The 22,086-nt window shown below is 61.9% G+C and carries 19 protein-coding genes; 9 read left to right on the forward strand and 10 right to left on the reverse strand.

The window, feature by feature from the left end:
- The 6 genes from DBP26_RS27120 to DBP26_RS14115 form a co-directional block, all read left to right on the forward strand.
- The coding region (locus DBP26_RS27120) for a hypothetical protein (protein WP_256604725.1) at positions 1–274 on the forward strand (274 nt) is incomplete at its 5' end.
- A gap of 3 nt (positions 275–277) precedes the next feature.
- The gene (locus DBP26_RS14095; protein ID WP_108238311.1) at positions 278–709 is read left to right on the forward strand and encodes a hypothetical protein; all 432 of its coding nucleotides are present in this window, start codon (positions 278–280) and stop codon (positions 707–709) included.
- 415 nt (positions 710–1,124) lie between these two features.
- Positions 1,125–1,259, forward strand: coding sequence for a hypothetical protein (locus DBP26_RS27315; protein WP_256601770.1), 135 nt, complete (start codon positions 1,125–1,127; stop codon positions 1,257–1,259).
- Positions 1,260–1,430: 171 nt separating this feature from the next.
- Positions 1,431–2,105, forward strand: coding sequence for a DUF1028 domain-containing protein (locus DBP26_RS14105; protein WP_108238313.1), 675 nt, complete (start codon positions 1,431–1,433; stop codon positions 2,103–2,105).
- 15 nt (positions 2,106–2,120) lie between these two features.
- Entirely contained in the window at positions 2,121–3,269 is a 1,149-nt protein-coding gene (argE, locus tag DBP26_RS14110) for an acetylornithine deacetylase (protein WP_108238314.1), read from the forward strand.
- Positions 3,270–3,313: 44 nt separating this feature from the next.
- Entirely contained in the window at positions 3,314–3,868 is a 555-nt protein-coding gene (locus DBP26_RS14115; protein WP_256601767.1) for a MerR family DNA-binding protein, read from the forward strand.
- A gap of 14 nt (positions 3,869–3,882) precedes the next feature.
- Here DBP26_RS14115 and DBP26_RS14120 read toward each other — a convergent pair whose 3' ends face one another.
- From DBP26_RS14120 to DBP26_RS14160, 9 genes are all read right to left on the reverse strand, one after another.
- A complete protein-coding gene (locus DBP26_RS14120) occupies positions 3,883–4,593 on the reverse strand; it encodes a GntR family transcriptional regulator (protein WP_108238315.1) in 711 nt (236 codons plus the stop codon).
- 109 nt (positions 4,594–4,702) lie between these two features.
- Positions 4,703–6,520 carry an allophanate hydrolase gene (atzF, locus tag DBP26_RS14125; RefSeq protein WP_108238316.1) on the reverse strand — a complete coding sequence of 606 codons (1,818 nt, stop codon included), beginning with the start codon at positions 6,518–6,520 and terminating at the stop codon, positions 4,703–4,705.
- A gap of 169 nt (positions 6,521–6,689) precedes the next feature.
- Positions 6,690–7,535, reverse strand: coding sequence for a hypothetical protein (locus DBP26_RS14130; RefSeq protein WP_108238317.1), 846 nt, complete (start codon positions 7,533–7,535; stop codon positions 6,690–6,692).
- Positions 7,536–7,568: 33 nt separating this feature from the next.
- Positions 7,569–9,536, reverse strand: coding sequence for a tetratricopeptide repeat protein (locus DBP26_RS14135; protein ID WP_108238318.1), 1,968 nt, complete (start codon positions 9,534–9,536; stop codon positions 7,569–7,571).
- Positions 9,533–11,653 (reverse strand): glycosyl transferase family protein, encoded by a 2,121-nt coding sequence (locus tag DBP26_RS14140; protein ID WP_108238319.1) that lies wholly within the window; start codon positions 11,651–11,653, stop codon positions 9,533–9,535. The genes DBP26_RS14135 and DBP26_RS14140 overlap by 4 nt, the downstream gene beginning before the upstream one ends.
- A gap of 11 nt (positions 11,654–11,664) precedes the next feature.
- Entirely contained in the window at positions 11,665–13,899 is a 2,235-nt protein-coding gene (locus DBP26_RS14145) for a cellulose biosynthesis cyclic di-GMP-binding regulatory protein BcsB (RefSeq protein WP_108238320.1), read from the reverse strand.
- A gap of 155 nt (positions 13,900–14,054) precedes the next feature.
- Positions 14,055–15,287: a UDP-N-acetylglucosamine 2-epimerase (non-hydrolyzing) gene (wecB, locus tag DBP26_RS14150; protein WP_108238321.1), complete on the reverse strand. Its 1,233-nt coding sequence runs from the start codon at positions 15,285–15,287 to the stop codon at positions 14,055–14,057.
- Between the two features lie 580 nt (positions 15,288–15,867).
- Entirely contained in the window at positions 15,868–16,755 is an 888-nt protein-coding gene (yghX, locus tag DBP26_RS14155) for a YghX family hydrolase (protein ID WP_108238322.1), read from the reverse strand.
- A gap of 200 nt (positions 16,756–16,955) precedes the next feature.
- Positions 16,956–17,840, reverse strand: coding sequence for a LysR family transcriptional regulator (locus tag DBP26_RS14160; RefSeq protein ID WP_108238323.1), 885 nt, complete (start codon positions 17,838–17,840; stop codon positions 16,956–16,958).
- 111 nt (positions 17,841–17,951) lie between these two features.
- On the opposite strand from DBP26_RS14160, the gene argC reads away from it, so the two are divergent.
- Positions 17,952–18,872, forward strand: a complete 921-nt coding sequence (gene argC / locus DBP26_RS14165) for an N-acetyl-gamma-glutamyl-phosphate reductase (protein ID WP_108238324.1) — start codon at positions 17,952–17,954, stop codon at positions 18,870–18,872.
- Positions 18,873–18,875: 3 nt separating this feature from the next.
- On the opposite strand, the gene DBP26_RS14170 is transcribed toward argC, so the two are convergent.
- Entirely contained in the window at positions 18,876–19,781 is a 906-nt protein-coding gene (locus tag DBP26_RS14170; RefSeq protein ID WP_108238325.1) for a LysR substrate-binding domain-containing protein, read from the reverse strand.
- Between the two features lie 140 nt (positions 19,782–19,921).
- On the opposite strand from DBP26_RS14170, the gene DBP26_RS14175 reads away from it, so the two are divergent.
- Together DBP26_RS14175 and DBP26_RS14180 are read left to right on the forward strand one after the other, a co-directional pair.
- On the forward strand, positions 19,922–20,890 hold the full coding sequence (locus DBP26_RS14175; RefSeq protein ID WP_108238326.1) for an EamA family transporter: 969 nt from the start codon (positions 19,922–19,924) through the stop codon (positions 20,888–20,890).
- A gap of 21 nt (positions 20,891–20,911) precedes the next feature.
- Entirely contained in the window at positions 20,912–22,072 is a 1,161-nt protein-coding gene (locus tag DBP26_RS14180) for a gamma-butyrobetaine dioxygenase (protein ID WP_108238327.1), read from the forward strand.
- Positions 22,073–22,086: the final 14 nt, after the last annotated feature.

Here is a 22,086-nt window from a genome sequence, read left to right on the forward strand (position 1 = left end):
AGGATGGGTGCATATCGATGCCCGCCATGTTTCAGGCAGCCACCCTCATGGCGCGGGCGATTTGTTCAGTGCAGGAACCACTCGAATTCAGCTATCACAGGCAGCTGCCAAGGTCGTAGTTAAAGGCCGTCGAGTAACAATAGACCCTGAAAGACAAATTCAGACATTTGAGAAGAAAATTGTCGTGAACAAACAAAAGGCTCTAGTCAGAGTGGTTGTAGATACAAAGGACAATTCCGTAGTGACCATGTTCCCCGCGATTACAGGCCCTTGACTCGTGAAATTCACTATCACCCTCCTCCCCATCGATGAAAACATTAACGGCTTTGACTTAGGCAATGTAACCCTCACCCATGAAGGCACAACGATTGCTTCCTCTGAGCATCAGCCTAGCCAAGCAATGATGGTCTTTATTTTTTTGAGTGATTTTATAGCAGCCGTCTGTGACTTAAGTGCCAACAGAGGCAAGAACGCAGTTCAAGTCATCGCTGCCGACTCATCTTTCAGTCTAGAGTTAAAACGCAATGGAAAGGGCATTTCTATTTCCCATGATAATTGCAGAATATCATTGCCTTTTTTGACATTCAGCCAGACCCTTCACTCAGATGTACAGGATTGGCTCATGCCTCTTAGAGGCAAAATTTCCTGCGATGACCCTGCCCTAACCGACTTGGTTAAGTCTCTAGAAACGCTAAGAGCCAAGCTCTAATCGGTAGACAGCAAAAGAATTCAATTATCATAAATAAATATTTTGGTAATCGAATAGCCCTAGCTCATTAACAAACGGTAATTAACCATCTCATTCAGCAACACTGCATTGGCCATCAAAAAGCGACAGAGTTCACGCCGCAGAACGCGCTCACGCGCCAAAAGAAATAGCATAGCCTCTATCAAGCGTATGCATGAAAAATAGACGCAACTAAATTTAACGCAGTTGAGAATTATACGGAGGAAGAACTACAGAAATTCCAAACGCTCGAAAAGGCTCTCGAACACTTGAAAGCTCCGGGCGCAGATATAGAAAAACTGGCAGCAATCAAAAATGCTTTGCCATTCTAATGAGATGGATTCGCGAACAAGCACGACATCCCCTGGCGCTGCCGCACCGTGGGCTTCGAAAAAGCGTGATCACGCGTTCGATCCAGGGCCGCATGATCATGGCTCCGGCGCTGGCGATCACTGGCGCTGACCGGTACGACCGGATGGACAAGGTCCGCCTCGCCGTCGATCGCGAGACGCGGGAACATGCGCGTTTGTGACGCGCTCGCGGCTTGATAAGGTTTTGCCTAATCAAGCTCCACAAAAATCCTCGTTTCGTCAGGGTCGGCGTCTCGACAGAATGCAGGGATGTCCCATCTTCGCCCACACCATGAGCTACGCGGGGTGCGGGCGATGGATGGCGGGTCTGGACGAATCAGGATACTCACACCATGACGTTTTCAATCGTCGGCCGCTGCGCCGAAACCGGGCAACTGGGCATCGCCATCAGCTCTTCCAGCATCGCCGTGGGCGCTCGGTGCCCCTGGCTACGTCCGGGAGTGGGCGCTGTCTCCACCCAGAACATCACCCTGCCCGCGCTGGGGCCGCAGGTGCTCGACCAACTGGAGAATGGCCTGTCTCCCGCCGAAGCGCTGGACAAGGCCCTGACCAGCAATGGCTTCAGCCAGTTTCGTCAGGTGACCGCCATTGACCATCTGGGCCGTGCTGCGCACTTCAGCGGCAGCGAAACCCTGGGCACCCACAACGCGTTGGTGGGCGAACAATGCGTCGGCGCAGGCAACATGCTGGCAGACCAAGCGGTGATCGAAGTGCTGGTGCAGACGTTCGAAAACAGCGGCGGCCAACTGGCTGACCGTTTGATCGCAGCGATGCAGGCGGCTGTCGCTGCCGGCGGCGAGGCGGGTCCCGTGCACTCGGCAGCCATGGTCGTGATGGGCGACCTGACCTGGCCGATCATCGACCTGCGGGTCGACTGGGCCGATGAAGACCCCATCGGTAAATTGGCGCAGTTGTGGGCCGACTACAGCCCGCAGATGCAGGACTACATCACCCGCGCCCTCGACCCGACCAAGGCCCCGAGCTATGGTGTGCCGGGCGACGAATGACAGAGAACGCCATCCATGAATGACAGCCGGGATCTGCTGGCCGCACTGGTGGGGTTTGACACCACCAGCCGCGAGTCGAATCTGCAACTGATCGAATTCGTGCGGGATTACCTTGCACAACACGATGTGCCCTGCGAGTTGATTTTCAACGAGCAGCGCAGCAAGGCCAATCTGTTCGCCACCCTCGGCCCTGCTGAGTTACCCGGCATCGTGTTGTCCGGCCATACCGACGTGGTGCCGGTGGACGGCCAGCCCTGGACCGTGCCGCCATTCGCGCTGAGCGAACGGGACGGCAAGCTGTTCGGACGCGGCACCGCGGACATGAAAGGCTACATCGCCTGCGTGCTGGCAGCGGTGCCTGAATTGTTGGCAAAACCGTTGCGCATGCCGGTTCACATCGCGCTGTCTTACGACGAAGAAGTCGGTTGCCTGGGCGTCCGCTCACTGCTGAGCGAACTGGAGCAGCGCTCGGTCAAACCCCTGCTGTGCATCATCGGCGAACCCACCGAACTCAAGCCCGTGTTGGGCCACAAAGGCAAACTGGCGATGCGTTGTGACGTGCACGGGGCGGCGTGCCATTCGGCCTATGCACCGCAGGGGGTTAATGCCATCGAATACGCTGCCGAGTTGATTGGTGAGCTGGGGCGCATCGGCACAACGCTGCGGGCGCCCGAACTGCATGACACACGCTTCGATCCGCCGTTCACCACCGTGCAGACGGGCGTGATCAGTGGCGGCAAGGCGTTGAACATCGTGCCTGCCGATTGCCGCTTTGATTTCGAGGTGCGGGCCCTCCCCGCTCACGACCCGCTCGATGTCGCCCAACAACTGCAGCGTTACGCCCGCGAACAGGTGTTGCCACGCATGCAGGCGGTCAATCCTGGCAGCGAGATCCGCTTTTCCGAGTTGTCGGCGTATCCGGGGCTGGCGACGGATGCCAGGAGCCAGGCCGCGCAGCTGATCGCGCAGTTTTGTGGATCGGAGGACTTCACGACCGTGGCGTTCGGAACTGAAGGCGGGCTGTTTGATGCTATCGGTATTCCCACGGTGGTCTGTGGCCCTGGCAGCATGGATCAGGGGCACAAGCCGGATGAATTCGTGAGCGTGGCGCAGTTGGACGGCTGCGATGCGATGTTGCGGCGGATCATCGACACCCTGCGTTAACGCCTCGCCGTCATCTTTTGCGACGCCTTGCGTCAAGTCGCCCAGTGGCTGAACACCCGATCGTGTCCCTGACCGCGTGCTTGCCTTTCAAAGCCGAGGGCGCGCACGCACCCATCGGCGGTATTGACGGGTACGCAGCGCGCTCGCGATCCGAAGGACTGATCCGAGCGGTCAAGCGCACGGCCAACGGCTACCGCCAATACGGACCCGAGACCGAGTTGATGCTGACCATCATCGTTCGGGCGCAGAACGCGGGCTTTTCCTTGGAAGAAATCCAGCATTTGATGCCGACCAGCCTAGATGCTTGGGAGTACGATGCGTTGCTCGACGCGCTCAAACGCAAGGTCGGTGAAATCGAAGCCCTTCAACAGCGCCTGGAACAGAACAAGGCGCAATTGCTGGCAACCATTGAGGGGATCGAACGGAAACCGCAAGGGGTGGGGTGCGCCGACAATGCCCGGCGAATGCTCGATGGCCTGAAAGCCAGACCCACGGCACCCGAGCAACCTGAACCCGCGCGCCTTTCCGGTGTGCAGCAGCCCATGGCTTCCGAACGCGAGGGGTATGCCCGCCAGAGCGAAGCGAGCCTGACCCGCTAAAAGAAAACAACTTCTTATGCCGATCGCGCTTCGCTGCGCGCCACATGCAGCCGGTGCAGGGTGATCTTGCGCACTTCGTGTTTGCTCGTCTCGATATGGCTTTTAAGCAGGCGTTGCGCCTGTTCCGTGCGGCGCTGAAGAATGGCGTCGAGGATCTGCCCATGCTCTGCATAGGTCGCCTCGATGCGCGGTGTCTGGGTGAAATCCAGGCGCCGGATGATGCGGATCTTTTCGGTGATCTCATAGTGCAGACGCGCCATTTCGGCGTTCCCCGCCGCTTCCAGCAACGCACAATGGAAGCGTTCGTCCAGCGCCGACACGCGACCGGCGTCGCGCTCACGCGCTTCATCGGGCACCTGCCACGTCGTCTTCAACTCGACGATGACCGGGTTGGCGTCCAGGTCCAGCGACGCCAACCGCGCCACGGCGGCGCTTTCCAGCACGATGCGCACGTCGTACAGCTCTTCGAAATAATTGAAGTCGAATGCCCTCACCTGCCAGCCGCTGCGAAAATACACCTGCACATACCCTTCCCGCTCCAGCCGATAAAGTGCCTGACGCACCGGTGTTCGGCTGGCAGCGACGCGCTCGGCCACTTCGTTTTCGCTGAAGCGATCGCCTGGCAACAGCCGAAATTCGAAGATGTCATCCTTGAGCTGTTGGTAGATGCGCTCAACCAGGTTGTCCGGACGCGTCTTGGGCTTTTTCAACGGTGTGATTTGCATGTTCATCTCGGGTGGTGGATACGGCGGCACACACTGGCAGGCTGGCGCCGGGGAGCCCTGCGGCGACCGGCGGACGAGTCCGCCGGACGTCGCTTCGCCGGGCGCTCGCTCAGACCTTGTTCAGGCTGGCCATGTAAGCGCGCCATCCGCCGAACGCCGTGATATCCAACGCATCGGCCAAGGCCCAAGGCTCGCAGATGAAGCCCTTGACGGTGCGGCCATCCGCCAGTTTGAGGTTGCCGATACCCAGCGGCGCCGGGATCTCGGCAACGAATTCACCGAAGCGCGCGAGCGGGATGTCCCACAATTCCACGATGATCGACTGACCCGATTCGGCTTTCGCCAGGCCGGGCTTGGGCGGTACGGTGCCGGGTAGTGCGTACAGCCGGTAGGCGCCCTCGGTCAGGGTCTGCTCGACGAACACCGCGTCGCGGCCCGTCAACTGAAAGTTCAGCGGCATGCCGGTCAGGTGCGCCCCGACGACGGCCACTCGCACGCAGCCATCGGCAGGCGTGGTTACAGGGCGAGCGGCGGGCACTGGCCGACCCGTGGCGCCCAGCGTCAAGCCGAGGTGCGCCTGCCATTGTCTGCCGAAGCGGGCCAGCGCCGTGTCATGCCACGCCGGCGCGATCAGGGTAATGCCGGCAGGCAGCCCATCGGCGCGCCAACCGGCAGGCAATGCCAGCGCCGACAGGTCAGCGAGGTTGGTGAAATTGGTGTAGTAACCGAACTCAGAGTTGTAACGCACCGGCTCCTCGGCCATTTCCGCCAGGGTGCGTATCGTGGCGGACGTGGGGACCACCAACGCATCGAATCCGGCCAGTGCGTCGTTGATCTGCCGACTCAACGCGGCGCGCAGGTATTCGGCCTTGTACGCATCGCACGCGCTGTAACGCAAACCGTTTTCGACGATCCCCCGCACGACGGGATTGATCGCCTCCGGATGGGCGTCGAACATCGACGCCATGGCGACGGTCCGCTCAGCCACCCAGGGTCCGAAGTACAGCTGATCGGCCAACTGCTTGAACGGCGAAAAATCAATGCGTGTGATCTCGGCGCCCAGTGCGCTCAGTGTTAGCAGCGCCTGCTCATACACCGCCTGATTCTGTGTGTCGCCGAAGAACTCGAGCGTATCGGGCACCGCAAGCTTGATCGCCTGCCTGAAGCTGACCGGCGCGGTGTGAGGATTGCGTCGGGAATACGCGTCGCTGGCATCGTAGCCCTCAGCAAGACCCGCGACCTGCTCGGCATCCTCCACAGTCAGGGCAAAAATCGAGATGCAGTCCACGGTTCGACAAGCCGGAACCAGCCCGCTGTTCGACAGCCTTCCTTTGGTTGGTTTCAGCCCGACGATGTTGTTGAACCCCGCCGGGACACGACCGGACCCCGCCGTGTCGGTGCCCAGGGAAAACGCCACCAACCCCCGCGCGACCACCGAGGCAGAGCCTGAACTCGACCCACCGCTGACGTAATCGCCGTTGATGCTGTTAGGCACTGCGCCGTAAGGTGAACGCGTGCCGACCAGGCCGGTGGCGAACTGATCGAGGTTGGTCTTGCCCATTAGAATTGCGCCGGCGGCGCGCAGGCGAGCGAGCACGAAGGCGTCCGCGTTGGCGGTGTAGGCGAATTCAGGGCAGGCCGCCGTGGTTTGCCAGCCAGCGGCATCGATGTTGTCCTTGATTGCGAACGGCACGCCATACAACGGCAACCGAGCGATATCCCCTTTCACCGCTTCGAGGCGTTGGCTCAGCTCGGCCAGTTGATCGTTCAATTGAGCCGGGTCGACCAGGGCGATCCAGGCGGTGTCCTGTTCGGCGTACGCCTCACGCAGCGACAACAATGCTGACGGGGTCAATTCACCGGTCTGATAGGCGGTGATCCATTGGCTGACAGTCCATCCGAACAGCGGGTTCGAGGCGCTTTGCATGAAAGGATTCCATCTTGTATCCAAGTTTGGATTCCAGTTAAGCAAAAGCTGCGCCATCCGGGCGAAAGCGCTATTTTCAGGGCGCTGGATGCTGGAAAAACGGGTTAATCAGGGCGGGGATGCACATTATTGAGGCAGGGCCGTTTGATGTGAGTGCAGCAGTGCGCTCTTATCGGGCCAGCCCCTCAATCATGTCCGGGGTGACGTAATGCGGCCCGTCGAACAGGTAGAGCGGATAACCTCGGTAAGCGGCAATCTGCGGTCTGAGTTCCTCGACGGTGGCGGAGCGAAAGCCTCCGCCGATCTGGGGGCGGAAGGCCTCGACGATGATTTTCACCCGCTGCGTGCCCAGTGCTTTGCGAAGGGCATCGGCATAGGTGCGTGCCACCGGTGCAGTGCGGGCGTAGACACCCACACCGTCCTGGAAGAAAACGCCGATATCGTCCGGCAACCAGGATTTCAACCAGTTCGCGGTCGCTTCAGGGCCGATGTTGCCGCCATCGTAGACGCTGATCCACAGCGGCCTCGGCAAGCGGGCCAGCAACGCCGGCAGCTCGCTGGCGCGGGCCCAACTCGGATCGACCTCAGCCGGGAAGTACCAACCGGTGACATTCAGCGGCGTCTTCAGCTTTGCCATGCGCTCGGAGAGTGCGGCCAAGGCATCGATGTCGTCACGGGAGCGGTTTTCACTGAAGGAGCCCGCCAGGCCAAGGATGACATTCTGTGCCCACGGTGCCTTGGCGATGCGCGCCCAGTCCGGCAAACGGGGCACTTCCGGAAGACCGGCACCGGGCACGAATGCCTGGCCGTCGACCGCCGTCCACTGCACCAGCAGCTCTCGCACGCCGAGTTGCTGCCAGTTGCCCTGAATGTCCACGGTGGCGTTGTCCGGTTGCCAGACCACACCGACGATCTCCGGCCGCAAGCCCTGCCCCAGTTCGTGCAGGGCATCAATGGCCGTGCCCACCGCCCCGATCAGCAGCGCGGCCAGCGAAACCCTCAGCAGTCGCGGCATGCGGCCTCTTCCCAAAACTCCACCCTCAAACCCTCACCACGAATAGGTCAGACGCGCGAATACGCCTTCGGCGCTGTCATCGCCGAACACCTTCTCCCGGTATTGCACGGAGAAGTCGATATAGGACTGCGGCGCCTTGTGCTTCGTTTCACGGAACCAGTAACGCATGCCGACCCCTACCCCGGCGCCACCGGCGTTGTCTGACGATGTGCGGGTGCGCCCGTTGGCGTCGACTTCGCTGCGCATCTTCGAATCGTAATCCGCCGCGAGTACCACATGGGGGAAGACCACCAGGCGCGGGCTGACCCGGTCCAGACGAATGCTGCGCCCCAGTTGCCACTCGCTGTTGAAGTAATTGCGCTTGTCGCGCAAGTAGCGACCGCCTTCCGCGTAGAACTGCGAAGTCCACCAGCTCGGCACATCAACGCGCAGGTCGGTGCCGATGCTGGAGCCGTAGCCCAGTCGCACCAGCCAGTCGCCGCTGACCTTGCTGCCCGCCAGCGGAAAGGTGCGCTCGAAGGCCGCCATGACGTTGTATTCGGTGAATGGCTTGAATCGTATACCCACCGCGCCCTGCAACGCGTCCAGCCCCTTGTCGTTGCCCCCTTCTTTGTTCCACAAAGTATCGGTGATGCGGCCATAGAGCTCGACGAAACGCGCGTTGCGATAGCCGTCAGGGCGCCAGAACACTTCAGTGCTGTTCTGCAGACTGTCATTGCTGGTGCTCGGCGCACCACTCAAGCCGTTGCGGGTGCTCGCGCCTCGGTACGTCGTGGTGTTGGTCACCCCCCATACGCGGGACAGGTCCGATACGGCTCTGCGTGTATCGAAGACCTGTTGATCGGGCATCTGCAAGTCACCGGTTTTCTGGTAGTCCAACACCCGGGTGAAATAGGCAATGGCCTGGGTATCATCCGGTGCGCGCATGGCGCTGTAAGCGGCGTCTTGTGTCTGTTTAGGACTCAAGCCCTTGCTGCGGTCGATCCGCTTGAATTCACCCAGCGCGCCGCGATCATCCCCCGCCTGCATCAGGAAATACGCGATCTGCACCTCATCACCCGGCTCAAGCTCGCCCTTGTCACGCGCCGCCTGCATCCGCGCCAGAGCCTCGCGAGGCTGCCCCAGCGCCGCATACAGCGATGCCTGGTCACGCAGCGGCAAGGTACCGACCGCCAGCGCCTGGCTGAAATCCTGCTGCGCGCCGCGTCGATCCCCCAGACGCAGGCGCATCTGACCCCGCTGCGCGAGCAACGGGGCATCATTGCCGTTCAGGGCCAGGGCTTCGGTAGCGGCAGCACGGGCAGCCGCGTACTGCTGCTGGGCGATCAACGCACTGACCAACAGCCGCCGGTAGGCCATTTCATCGGGGTATTGGCGCACCACTTCGCGAGCATGACTGACGGCCGCATCGTTATCGCCACGGGCCAGGGCCGCATACCCTTGCGCCGCGAGATCGACGGCTTTCTGTTCGCGAATCGAGGCCAGCCGTCGCGTCAGCGCAGGCGACTCGCCGAGCGCTGCGATCGCCTCCCGGGTCGCCCGCTCCGCTTCGTCCAAGCGCCGCTGACGCTGCAGCGCTTCGATCAGCATCATCCGGTAGTCGGCGTTGTTCGGTGCCTCGGCAACTGCCCGGCGCGCGTATTCGACCGCCCGGTCGTAATCGCCGTGGGCATAGGCCTGCAGGGAACGTTGACCATTACCGAAGCCCTTCTTGTTGCCAGGGTAGCGCTCAGGGTGGTCGCGGCGGTCCTTGTCACGTTCAGCCAGGCGGATCAGTGTCCGCAATCGGTCGACGTCACTGCGCTGGCGCAAGGCCTCTCTGGCCTTCGCGATCGCCAGGTCGTAGTTCTTTTCGTTGTAGGCGGCGTAGGCTTGATTGGCGATTTCGTAGGCAGGACCGGTCAGTGCCAGCGGCAGGATCTGTGGCTCGGCGGCTGGCCGAGACTCGGCCTGACACAACGCAGGCAGGACGCTGAGGCCCAGAATGATCGGAAATCTCATGAGGGCTGCTCCGTGGCTGCGTCCGGTGAAGAATGGCGATGTTGCTGGGCCGCGGCCTGTTCGATGGCTTCGCGGGGCAGCACGCCGAGGTCCACCAGGTAGTCGCCGATACGGCCATGCAGATGCGGTCGATAGCCGAGCATTGCCTGATTGAAAGTCATACGGTCCAGCAAGCCACGGTCGATGAGCAGTTCACCCAGCAGCGGCGTGGCGGCCGGCAGCGGCTGTCCGGCCACCGCATCCAGGCGACGCAGTTGTTCGACGATCTCACTCTCGCGGGCGATCATCTGCACCGGCTGCGCCCCCAGTTGCTCAGTGATCTGTTGCAAACCGTCCGGGCTCAGCGGGCTGGCCACCGCGATTTCCGGACGGCCATCGCTGTCCGGCGCCAGGGGCACCACACGCCAGCGCAGGCAGAACTCATCCGCCAGCGAGACGTGGGGCTGGACCTTGGCGGCAATGTCGAACACCCGCGGCAGGTCGTTCTGGAAAGCAATGGCTTCGGCGAGGGTCTCGTCATCGAGCCAGCCGCGGCTGAGCAGGATTCGGCCCAGTGGCATCTGCCGAGTCTGCTGCTCGTCCAGTGCGCTCTGCAGTTTTTCGTCGTTGATCGCTTGCCAGGAGAGCAACACGCTGCCCAGTTTGCGTGGGGCCTGTGCAATCAGGTCGGTGGAGGGAAAATCGTGCATGGTCTTGTCCCAGACCAGCTTGCGGTTGAGCAGCTTGCCCACCAGGAACAGGCGCCAGGCCCGGGCAGCGGCCATGAAATTGACGAAGTTGCCCACCACCATGCGCGGCAACGACAACAGGCCATGCTGCCAGCCGTAGAGGATAGTGGTGAAGTAGCAGCGATGGGCCATGCGCCACAGCAGCGCAATGCCGTTGGCCGCCAGCAGGCCGCCGACCCAACCATCGGTGTCGAAGGGCGTCGGGAAACTGGTGTTCCACACCCCGCTGGCGCGCAACACAATGAGCGCCAGCAACTGGACGAGGATCACGTAGGCGACGATGTTGACGAACGAGGTGACGACCCCTTTGCGATCGCGAAACAACAGGTAGCGGTTGGCGAGCGAGCCACTCCAGCCCATCTGTTCCCAGCCTTGCAGGCCGATGCCCAGCGTCCATCGCGCCTTTTGCCGGAACGCTGTGCGGAAGGTGTCAGGAAAGAACTCACGCACGCACAGTGGCATCTCCAGCGTCGACTCGTAAGGCTCACGAAACCACGACTTGCGCAGCACGCGGTACTGCACCGGGAAACGCACGAAGATCGCGCTCATGCCGTACCGTGCCAGGCGCGCGCCGACGTCGTAGTCCTCGGTCAAGCTGTCGGTGTTGAACGGCTGGTTATGGGTTTCGTCGGCCAGCACTTGCAGCGCCCGGCGCGAAAAGCAGGTGCCGACGCCCGCCGATGGCACGCTGTCGCTCAGGCTCTCGCGCACAACAAGGTCCTTGCCATGCCATTCGGCGAACTCGTCCATGTAGGTGCCCGCGACCCACTCGTACCAATTGCGCTCCAGCGAAACCACCGGCAACTGAATCATGTCCTTGCGCGGCAGCAAGTAGTTGAACAGGCGCATCTCCAGTGGATGCAGCACGTCCTCGCTGTCGTGCAGGACCACCCCGGCAAACGTCACGCCGTGGGTCTTCTCGTAGAGAAAAATCGCCTGGATGACCCAGTTCAGGCAGTCCGCCTTGCACGTCGGCCCGGCATGAGGCACTTCGACGCGATGCAGTTGCTTGTAACGCCGACGCATCCGTTCGACTTCATCGATGGTGCGCTGATCGTTGACGTAAGTGCCGACGAACACCACGTAATGCTGATAGTCCAGCGTCGACACCATGTTCTCGATCATCGGCGCGATGACGTCGTACTCCAGCCAGGCGGGTACCATGATCGCCAGCGGCTGTTGGTCGCGAGCCATCAGCTGTTCGGCTGTCAGCGGGCGATAACGCCGCTCGGCAGTGAACTTGCGGTACAGCCGCCGGGCCCAGTACCACAGGTCGATGAACAGGTCATCGACACTGGAAATCAGAATGATGGTCGCGACGACGAGCGTCGCGACCTCCAGCGCGCCGTAGTAATGCGCCAGCCAGTAGGGCCAATAAAGCGAGGTCATCGCAGCTCCCGTTATTGACGCTTGCGACGGGCGCGACGGCCTGCCAGCAGCAACACGAGGAAGCCGATCACCGCGGCAGGAATCAGCCACAGGGCCGACGGCTTCCGCCAGGCATCGAGGCCTTTGGGCTGGTCGTCGTCGATCATCTGGCTGCCGGTAGGGTCCTTCGCGTCGAAGGTGGTCAGCGGTCCGGTATCGCCCAGGACGGTGACGTTGCCGCGCTCCAGCAGGACCGGCCGCTGGAAATCCGGGGCCTGGCCACCCAGCGTGCGATAAACCATGCCGTGCTGGCCGCCCGACTCCACCACCTGCAGCGCCGCCAGATGGTTGAGCGACTTGAGGTCGAGCAGCGTCTGCTCCTTGTGATGGATCGTCAGGTGGCCCTGTGCGTCGACCTGCAGCGACTCGTCGCTGTCCTTGATCGGCACTTCAAAGGCCAGGAACGAGCTTTGCGGCGCGATGCCCGTCTGCACGTCGTTGTTTACGCTCAGGGTTGCACGCAACGGTGATACGCCGCTGGCACTGGCAATGCGAATGACTTGCGGCAGGCTGCTGGCCGGGCGCTCAAGGTAACCCTGCGGGACCACCAACTGCGTACCGGATGCGAAACGGGCGGCCATGCCGGAGAAGTCGCCATCCAGCCCGATCTTGTCCAGGGTCACATGGCTGCTCGGCAGGATCGAAACGGGGAACGCCTGCGGGGTTTCACGGCACAGGTCACTGACCGGCTGACGCTGAAACGAGACGCGCAGGGTGTTTTGCGCCGCCAGGGCATAGCGCGGAATGCGCGCTTCGATCCGCTGCTTCTGGCCATCCGCGACCAACTGGGCGGCACCGATCAGGTAGTCATTGAGAAACAGACTGGCCACCGGCGCAGTGCCCGATGCACCAGGCGCCGCCGCGACATCGATCGCCGCGCTCACCGGTACACGCCCGTCATACGCCACGGTCCCCAGCGGGAAGCTGGCGCTCCAGTCCGATTTCGCCAGCACGTCGACGCTGCCGGGTTTGCCGCCCAGGCGCGTCAACGCCACGCGGCCATCATCGCTCAGCGGCAGGTTCGCCTCTTCGCCCACTGTCAACTGGCGCGCGCGTGCCAGCTTATTCCACGCCGCGCTGAACAGGCCGATGGCCTGGCCAGCAGCGTTCTGGTCGATCATCACCAGAGGATGCGCGCCCAATATCGCCAGCCAAACGTTGTCGGTGCCGGTCGTGCTCACGGCGCCGTTCACATGGGTATCTCGCCACTGGGCAAATGCCGTGTTCGCCGCTGGATCAATGCCTTGAATCTGATGTTGCAGTGCGTCCAGCGACTCATTCACCGCCTTGAGCAGCGCGGGATCGCTGACCGCCAGATCGGCGTTGAAGGCCGGTGTCTGCCCCAACATCAGCAGCGCGCCGATCTGCGCCGAGTCGGCGAGCGTGTGCAACCCTTTGCCGTCCAGCGCAGCGAATGCCGGGATCTGCTTCAACTCAGGGGGAATGTTCACGCCGCTCAAGTCGATGCTTTCGTTGACCGAAGGAAACGGCACGATGCGCGCCTGCTTGCCAATGCGCTCCAGCGCCACGCCCAGGCGCCATGCCGCGTCATAACTGGCAGCCGCCAGCGTACCTGGCGCGACCAGGATGCCTGGCTTGCCGGGCAAGGCATTCCACGCCGCGCCGACATCCTGCAATTGACTGGCGTCGAAGCTGTACTTCAACCGTGTCTGGGGTGCGATACGCAACACGTTGCCGATGGCCCGCTCGTCCTCACACTGGATGCGGGAAACGATCGACGACCACGCCACACCCAATCGGACCGAGCCGCTCTCTCGCGGCGACTTGTCGACGCCCAAGGCGGCACTGGCATCGCCCTCACCGGCGTTGAGACCCACCGCACGAACCGGGTAGCCATCCAGGGACAGCAGCAAGGTGTTGCGTCCTTCTTCACCATTGAGATAACTGGCGTCGAACTGCAGCGTCGCATCGGTCAATGGCACATTGGCCGGCACCGGCAAATACAGCTCGCGGCGGGCGTCGGTCGCATTGAGGATGATCGGCCGATCAATGCCAAGGTCCTTCAACTCGATGACCCTGGTTTGCTGCAGGTTGGCGTTTAGACGGCCAATGGCCTGGCTCAGCGCACTGGGCCCACTGGGGGTGGCGGCAGGGCTGGCGGCGAAGGCCGGGGCGATGAGCAGCAGGCTCATGCCGCAAACCAGGGCGTTCAAGGCCCCAGAGTGTGAGGAAGCGGTAGATGTCATTCAGGCAAATCTCGATCAAGACAAACAATGTGTGGGAAACAGGCGAACGCAAGCTCCGGCTGGCGACGCCAGCACGGCTCGTTCAGGGAGGGTTGTCTCCCGCGGAAGGTAAGCAGGCGTTGCCGTCAACCGGCACGCCGAATCGGGTGCGCTCGCTAATGCAGGCTGGAGGCCGACCGCAGCGGCAAGACCGGGCGTTGCGCCTCGATCGGTTCGGGCAGCGGATCGGGCGCCTCGACGGTGAACTCGTCCACCGGCCGCCCCATCAGCGCGTCGACGATGCGCGCACACGCCTTGCCGTCGCCATAGGGGTTGCTGGCCCGAGACGCCATGCGCCACAGCTGATCGTCATCGAGCAGTGCGCAGACACCCTTCTCGATCGTATCCGGATCGGTTCCCACCAGGCGCACGGTGCCCGCAGCAACGGCCTCGGGCCGCTCGGTCACGTCGCGCATCACCAGTACCGGTTTGCCCAGTGAAGGCGCTTCTTCCTGTACGCCGCCGGAATCGGTGAGCACTACGTGTGCCCGTTGCATCAGGCGCACGAAAGACAGGTAATCCAGTGGCTTGATCAGGTGCACGTTCGGCAGGCCGCCCAAACGCTCGGTGACCGGGCCCAAGACATTGGGGTTCAAGTGCACGGGGTAGACGATCTGCAGGTCGTCGCGCTTGGCCAGCCTGCGCAGCGCCTCGCAGATGTCGAGGAAGCCGTCGCCGAAGTTCTCCCGGCGATGGCCTGTAACCAGCAGCAGCTTGCGGCTGGCGTCGATGAAATTGAACTGGCGGTCCAGAGCGACACGCAGTTGACGGTTCTTGTCGATGCGCTCAGCCGTCATCTTCAATGCGTCGATCACCGTGTTGCCGGTCACGAAGGAGACGCCCTGCAGGCGCTCACCGAGCACGTTGCGGCGGGATTCTGCGGTCGGCGTGAACAGGTGGTCAGCAATCAGATCGATGCTGCGGCGGTTCATCTCTTCCGGCCAAGGCTGATGAATGTCGCCCGTGCGCAAGCCCGCTTCGACATGCGCCACGGGAATGCGCCGATGAAAGGCCGACATCGCGGCCACCATCGCCGACGTCGTGTCGCCGTGCACCAGTACCTTGTCAGGCTGGACGGCGTCGAGCACTGGGTCGATGGCGGCGTAGAGCGCAGCCGTCAACGTATTCAGGGTTTGACCGGGGGTCATCACTTCCAGCGTGTAGTCCGCTTTCAGATCGAACATGTCCAATACTTGTTGCAACATGCTCTGGTGCTGACCGGTGATGCATATCTTCGAATCGATGCCCTGCTCGGCCTCCAGGGCCTTGATCAGGGGTGCCATCTTGATCGCTTCAGGGCGCGTGCCAAAAATCGACAATACCTTGAGTTGCGGATGAGCTCGAGCCATTCATATTCCTCCCGCGCATGTGCATGCGCCGCACGGCAGCGTACTTCGCCCCAAGAGGCTGAAGTCGCTCGAAAGTGGTAGTCATGGACGGACGGAAAAGATCGGAGAAAAACTCGATGCTCACTTCAATGTGACAACGCGGCTCAGCGTGACGACGCGATAATCCCTAGTGCCCGAAACAGGGAAGATTATTAACAGCATGAAAAACACATTGCAAAAGATTTAATAACAATTTCAACAACTTTAATACGCATAAAACTTTTGCAAGTTTGCAGAGTCCATCAAAGATTTTGTTGTTTATGCACGCATTGTCGTTCATCACTTCGGGGGCGCGAAAGTGTGCACCGGTCGACAATTGAATGTAAAGCCTTGAACTTTAAACTTAAGTTCCGGTCATTCCGCGCGTTGTGACGGGTTATGAATTACCCTAGCAGAGTTTACCCCGTTCGGATCCAAACCGGACAACCGGTCAGGACTTTCTACAACTTTCTGACGCCAACTTAATGGCCCCGCCCTTTATAGAAGTGCAGGCAGCTCATTCAAGTTGATTCAAGTTGATTCAATGAAAGCCCAACAGTGTTCAAGCCAGGTACTTATTGAACCAGGCGAGCGTGCGCTCCCATGCCAGTTTCGCGGCCGCCTCGTCATACCGTGGTGTCGAGTCGTTATGGAAGCCATGATTGGCGCCTTTATAGATATGCGCCTCATAGGTTTTGCCCGCGGCTTTCAGCGCGGCTTCGTAGGCTGGCCAACCATCGGTGATCGGCGTGTCGAGTTCAGCGTAGTGCAGTAACAACGGCGCCTTGATACGCGCCACGTCTTCGGCCTTGGGCTGGCGACCGTAGAACGGTACCGCAGCCGCAAGTTCCGGGTAGGCCACCGCAGCCGCGTTGGCGACACCCCCGCCGTAGCAAAAACCGGTGATGCCGACTTTGCCCGTGGCCCCCGGATGCGCCATCAGCCACTCGAGGGCGGCAAAGAAGTCGTTCATCAGCTTTTCCGGGTCGACCTTCTGTTGCAGTTCGCGCCCTTTATCATCGTTGCCCGGATAACCCCCGACCGACGATAGGCCATCCGGGGCCAAGGCGATGAACCCCGCTTTGGCCACGCGGCGTGCGACATCTTCGATATAGGGGTTCAGGCCTCGGTTTTCATGCACCACCAACACTGCCGGGATTTTCTCCGTAGCTTTCGCAGGCCACACCAGATAGCCGCGAACCTGGCCATGGCCCTTGGGTGAGGGATAGGTGATGTATTCCGGCACGATGTCGGGGTCCGTGAAAGGCACCTGCTCGGCCAATGCGTAATCGGGACTCAGGGACGCCAGAATCGCCGTGGCCGTCAAGCCACCCAGCGCGAACACCGCTGCGCGGTCCAAGAATTCTCTGCGGTTGATCCTGCCATGCACGTAGAAGTCATACAGTTCGAGCAACTCAGGGGCGAAATCCTTGGCAGTCAGTCGGGTCATCGGGACACTTCCTCGTGGGTGGACGGCGGGCGCCGCTGGCAGGGGCGTTTGGCAACACCATTAAAGCAGTGTTTTGCGCTGCGAGCCCGTCCGGTTCGCCGCCGTGAGCGAAGAACGTTCGCCGATAACGGCTGACCGGCCATGACGGTAGTCCACACCTGCCGCTGCACCCCGCAGAAATGCACCGATGCCAACGGGGTTTACAACGTTTCCAACCCCCACAACACTTCCAGCACATGCTGCGTTGAGCGCTCGACCTCCCCTGCGCGATGTGCAATCCCCAGCTCGCGCCACAGCGCAGGCTGCAACGGGCGCATCACGATCCGGCTTTCCGGCAAGGGCGTCGACGCTTCATGAGGCAGCACGGTCGCGCCGTATCCCGCCGCGACCAGGCTTTTGATCGCATCGTTGTAGTTGAGTTGAATGCGCGGCGCCGGTTGCGGCCCCTCACTGGCGAACCACTCCGCGACTTGGCGGGAAAGTCGGGTGGTGGCGTCATTGAGAATCAGCGGTTGCGCCGCCAGCCAGGAAGGCGTGACCACCTCGGGAGCGGCCCAGCGCGCCGGCAAGAAGGCCATGACAGGGTCTCGCCGCCAGGGCCTGATCCGCAACCCTTTGACCGGCGCCTGGGGCAGCGCGATGACGCCGACGTCCAGGCTGCCGTCCGCCAGCCTTTGCAGCGTCTGCTGCGAAGTCAGCACGGCCACCTGCACATCGATTCCGCCATGCGCTTGGTTCAGGGTTTCCAACGCTTGAGGGATCAATTGAGCGATGACACCCGTGGAAGCCCCAAGCCGCACCCTCCCCTCCAACCCCAGCACTTGTCGCTGGATGTCCTGCAGCGCTTGTTCGGCATCGGCGAGCAGACGGCGGGCCCTTTCCACCAAGGTCTCCCCGATGGCCGTGGGCTGGACCCGGCCACGCGTGCGGGTCAGCAATGCGCCACCCACGCGAGCCTCCAGGTCGGCAATGTGCAGGCTGACGGTGGGCGGCGCCAGGTTCAGCGTGCGCGCAGCTTCGGCGAACGATCCCAGGTCGGCGATCGCCACGAGGGTGCGCAGACGGTCGAGACTGATCTCACGCATGTTCGTCACTCATTCAGAAAAACTGATCTTCAACGTTGCCAAATTCAACTTTTCCTATCATAGGCGCTGGTCGATGATACGCGCCATCAACCTCTAAGAGCGGCAGCGACCATGACCCTCCCTGTAGTTTTCATCGATGGCGACCAAGGCACCACCGGTCTGCAAATCCATCAACGGCTGCATGGCCGGACCGACATCACGCTGGTGACCCTGCCTGCCGAACAGCGCAAGCAGGCCGCCAGCCGGGCGGCGGCCATCAACGCCTGTGACATTGCGATCCTCTGCCTGCCCGATGATGCCGCCCGCGAGGCCGCAATGAGCATCGAAAACCCTGACGTGCGAGTGATCGATGCCAGTTCTGCCCATCGCACCGATCCGCAGTGGGTGTATGGGTTCGCCGAACTCAATGCGGAACAGAAACAGGCCATCGCCTCCGCCAAACGGGTGAGCAATCCAGGCTGTTACCCAACGGGCGCCATTGGCCTGCTGCGGCCTTTGCTGGACGCGGGCCTGGTGCCGAGGGACTACCCCATCACCGTCAACGCGGTTTCAGGCTACTCGGGCAAGGGCCGTGCGGGGGTTGATGAGTTTGAAGGTGATAACGCCGGGCAAGCGACGCCATTCCAGATCTACGGCCTGGGTCTGGCGCACAAGCATGTGCCGGAAATCCAGCAGTACAGCGGCCTGACGGAGCGGCCGGTGTTCATTCCGGCGTACGGCTCGTTCCGCCAGGGGATCGTGCTGACCACTGCACTGCAGACGCGCCTGTTGCCCTCCGGTGTCACTGGGGCCTCCCTGCACGCCTGCCTCACGGAGCGCTACGCAGGCAGCCGGTTTGTCGAGGTGCTGAGCATGGACGCGTCCAAGGCGCTCACCGGCCTTGACCCTCGGCAGATGAACGCGACCGATCGGTTACGTCTGATGGTGTTCGAGAACGCCGGGCACGTGATGCTGGCGGCAGTTTTCGACAACCTGGGCAAAGGCGCGGCCGGTGCTGCCGTGCAGAACCTGGACCTGATGCTCGGCGCCTGAGCGTCATCCCATCAATTGGGCCTTGAGCCACTCCACCAACAGGCTCGCCTCCTCCCGGCGGGCCTGCCCATGACGACGGTACACCGACAGCGCCTCGGATAGATGGACGCTCTCACTGCACGGTGCGACCAGTACCCCCTTGTCGAGCATTCGCTGCGAGGTGCGGCGCCATCCCATGGCCAAACCATGTCCTTCCACCGCGGCGTGGAGCATCACCGAGTAACTGTCGAAGGCCAGCCTGCGCCCCTGACGCGGCACATCATGGCCGAATGTCGCCAGCCAGGTGTCCCACTCCAGTTGATAGACCGGCTGGGCTTCGTGATGCAGCAACGTGTGCCGCTGCAGATCGTCCAAAGGGATCGGCTGCCGTTGCCCGTCGAGGTAGGCCGGACTGCACACGGGAAACACCTCGTCGGCCGCGGTGAACAGCAGAGGGTGCAAACCGTGGTCGCGGTTGCTGCTCTGCATGGCCACGTCGAAATAGCCCTGGTACTCCGTCAGCGGGTGAGCCCAGGTCACCATTTTTAGGTCGATCTCCGGGTATCGCCCATGGAAGTCCGACAGCCGAGGCATCAACCAGTGAAACGCCTCGCAGGGCTGACACAGCAGCACCACTTCATTGGCACGTGCCACGCCACGAAGTCGGTCGGCGGTGCTTGCGACATCCCTCAATGCATTACCCAAGGTAAGGTTCAGCTCCCGACCGGCGTCGGTCAGGAACACAGCGCGATTGCGGCGCTGGAACAACGCGATCCCCAAGTCCTCCTCGAGTGCCCGGATCTGCCGACTGACCGCAGCCTGCGTCAGGTTCAGCTCTTCGGCCGCGCGAGAAAAGCTCAAGAGCCGTGCGGCCGCTTCGAACGGCAGCAGACTGGCCAGCGGCGGGAGGGAGTTGCCAAGCTTATTCATAATTCAGGGTAATGCATCGGGACGAAGACATCATTTGTAGCACAGACCCAGGGATCGGCAAGATGAAGCCTGGCGTAGAAGTTCAGCCACCTGCTCTCAGGAGCGGATGGTTTCATCAAACAGGTAGCGCAGGGCTCATCATGAACGCGTCGCGGTCGATCATCGTGCAAGGTGTGGGCTATGCCGCGCTGGCAACCCTGGCATGGGCCAGCAATTTCATTTCGCCTTATGTGCTGCAAGGTTATGGGATTCAAGACTTCATGCTGGTGCGCTTCCTGCTGGCCGGCCTGCTGGGCCTGATACTACTGCCGTTTTATCGCGCCCAATTGCGCCATCTGCATGCTCGCCAATGGTTGTCCGGCATGGGGCTGGGGGTGATGGGGTATCTGGCGTACAGCAGTTGCATCGCGGGAGGGGTGATCTACGGTGGGCCGCTCCTTATCGCCGCTTTCATCGGTGCAGTGCCGGTGCTGCAAGCGTTGCTCGGCAACGTTCGGCGGCCTGCGTTGCGTTGGGGCCAGTTGGCCCTGCCGATCGGCGCCCTGTGTGTTGGCCTGATGCTGGTCAATCTGCACGTGCTGCAAGCACCGGCGGGAGGCACGTCGCTGAGCATGGGTGTAGCGTTTGCCGTGGGCGCCGTGTTGCTGTGGCTGTCGTTCAGTGTCGTCAACCAAACCGCCATGGAACCTCTGCACGTCGACGCGACCGGCGCCTGGACCTGCCTGATGCTGATCGGTGCCGGCCTTTGCGCCCTCATCCTCACCCCACTGGCCTGGGCCGCCGACCTATTGCGCCTGCCCTCGCAAGGCTTGGCGACGCCCGCCGCGCTGCACCTGTACGGCTGGGCCCTGCTGATTGCGCTGCTGTCGTCGGTGATCGGCGCCTGGGCCTGGAACCTCGCCTCGCGACGTCTGCCCATGGTGCTGTCCGGTCAGTTGATCGCCCTGGAGTCGTTCTTCGCCAGTGTGCTGGGCCTGGCGTTCGAGGGGCGGCTGCCGAGCATGACCGAGGCCCTGGGGCTGGCGATGATTCTGTTCGGCACCGTCTGTGCCGTACGCGTCATCCTTGCCCCCACACAGCCCTGCCTTCAACGATCCACCTCGCTTTAAACTTGTCAACCTTACGGAGCATTGCCCGTGAACGCCATTGCCGACTACAGCACCTACCCGCTGATCAGCCCATTGCTCTGGGCACGGCTGCAGCCTGAGGGGATTGAAGTGACCTGGGGCGACCAACGCCGCAGCCCTTTCCACTACCTTTGGCTGCGGGACAATTGTCCTTGCTCGGCCTGTGTTTACAGCGTCACCCGAGAGCAAGTGTTCGAAGTGGCCGACGTGCCCATCGATCTCACGGCCCAGCATACGGACGTCGATGAACAAGGCGCCTTGCGGGTCGTCTGGCAAGACGGTCACGAAAGTCGCTTTGACCCCGGCTGGCTGCGCGCCCATGCGTATGACGCGGCGTCCCGGGCAGAACGACGGGCCGCACGCCCACGCCAGCAGCGCTGGACGGCCGGTTTCGAACTGCCGCTGTTCGAATACCAGGCGGTAATGGAGGACGAGCAGGCGTTGCTCGACTGGCTGCTGGCGCTGCGAGATGCCGGGCTCACGCAGGTCCGCGGCGTGCCCACCGAACCTGGCTCGCTCAGCCACTTGGCCCGCAGGATCGCATTCATTCGCGAAAGCAACTTCGGTGTGCTGTTCAACGTGCAGTCCAAGGCGGATGCGGACAGCAATGCCTACACCGCCTTCAACCTGCCGCTGCACACCGATCTGCCGACCCGGGAATTGCAACCCGGCTTGCAATTCCTGCACTGCCTGATCAACGACGCCAGCGGGGGTGACAGCCTGTTCGTGGATGGATTCGCCGTGGCAGAGGCTTTGCACCAGGAGGCGCCGCAGGCCTATCGGCTGTTGTGTGAGGTGCCCGTGGAATTCCGCAACAAGGATCGACGCAGCGATTACCGCTGTGAAGCGCCGGTCATCGCCCGCGATGCCTGGGACGAGGTCACCGAGATACGCCTGGCGAATTTTCTGCGGGGCCCGTTCAACACCGAGCCTGACGTGATGCTGCCCTTTTACCGCGCTTATCGCCGTTTCATCGAAATGACCCGGGAGACCCGCTTCCAGTTTCGCCAGCGATTGGAAGCGGGACAGCTGTGGTGTTTCGACAATCGCCGGATTCTTCATGCCCGCGACGCCTTCGACCCGGCCAGCGGCGCGCGGCATTTTCAGGGGTGCTACGTGGATCGGGATGAGTTGCTGTCGCGGATACGGGTGCTGCAACGGTGACCTGAACCGCATCA

It is taken from the genome of Pseudomonas sp. RIT409, from assembly GCF_003052515.2.
GTDB lineage: Bacteria > Pseudomonadota > Gammaproteobacteria > Pseudomonadales > Pseudomonadaceae > Aquipseudomonas.

Excerpts from the sequence above, each read along its gene's own strand:
- DBP26_RS14105 (WP_108238313.1), top strand. The coding sequence starts at position 1,431 with ATGACGTTTTCAATCGTCGGCCGCTGCGCCGAAACCGGGCAACTGGGC.
- argE (WP_108238314.1), top strand. The coding sequence starts at position 2,121 with ATGAATGACAGCCGGGATCTGCTGGCCGCACTGGTGGGGTTTGACACC.
- DBP26_RS14120 (WP_108238315.1), bottom strand. The coding sequence starts at position 4,593 with ATGCAAATCACACCGTTGAAAAAGCCCAAGACGCGTCCGGACAACCTG.
- atzF (WP_108238316.1), bottom strand. The coding sequence starts at position 6,520 with ATGCAAAGCGCCTCGAACCCGCTGTTCGGATGGACTGTCAGCCAATGG.
- DBP26_RS14130 (WP_108238317.1), bottom strand. The coding sequence starts at position 7,535 with ATGCCGCGACTGCTGAGGGTTTCGCTGGCCGCGCTGCTGATCGGGGCG.
- DBP26_RS14135 (WP_108238318.1), bottom strand. The coding sequence starts at position 9,536 with ATGAGATTTCCGATCATTCTGGGCCTCAGCGTCCTGCCTGCGTTGTGT.
- DBP26_RS14140 (WP_108238319.1), bottom strand. The coding sequence starts at position 11,653 with ATGACCTCGCTTTATTGGCCCTACTGGCTGGCGCATTACTACGGCGCG.
- DBP26_RS14145 (WP_108238320.1), bottom strand. The coding sequence starts at position 13,899 with ATGACATCTACCGCTTCCTCACACTCTGGGGCCTTGAACGCCCTGGTT.
- wecB (WP_108238321.1), bottom strand. The coding sequence starts at position 15,287 with ATGGCTCGAGCTCATCCGCAACTCAAGGTATTGTCGATTTTTGGCACG.
- yghX (WP_108238322.1), bottom strand. The coding sequence starts at position 16,755 with ATGACCCGACTGACTGCCAAGGATTTCGCCCCTGAGTTGCTCGAACTG.
- DBP26_RS14160 (WP_108238323.1), bottom strand. The coding sequence starts at position 17,840 with ATGCGTGAGATCAGTCTCGACCGTCTGCGCACCCTCGTGGCGATCGCC.
- argC (WP_108238324.1), top strand. The coding sequence starts at position 17,952 with ATGACCCTCCCTGTAGTTTTCATCGATGGCGACCAAGGCACCACCGGT.
- DBP26_RS14170 (WP_108238325.1), bottom strand. The coding sequence starts at position 19,781 with ATGAATAAGCTTGGCAACTCCCTCCCGCCGCTGGCCAGTCTGCTGCCG.
- DBP26_RS14175 (WP_108238326.1), top strand. The coding sequence starts at position 19,922 with ATGAACGCGTCGCGGTCGATCATCGTGCAAGGTGTGGGCTATGCCGCG.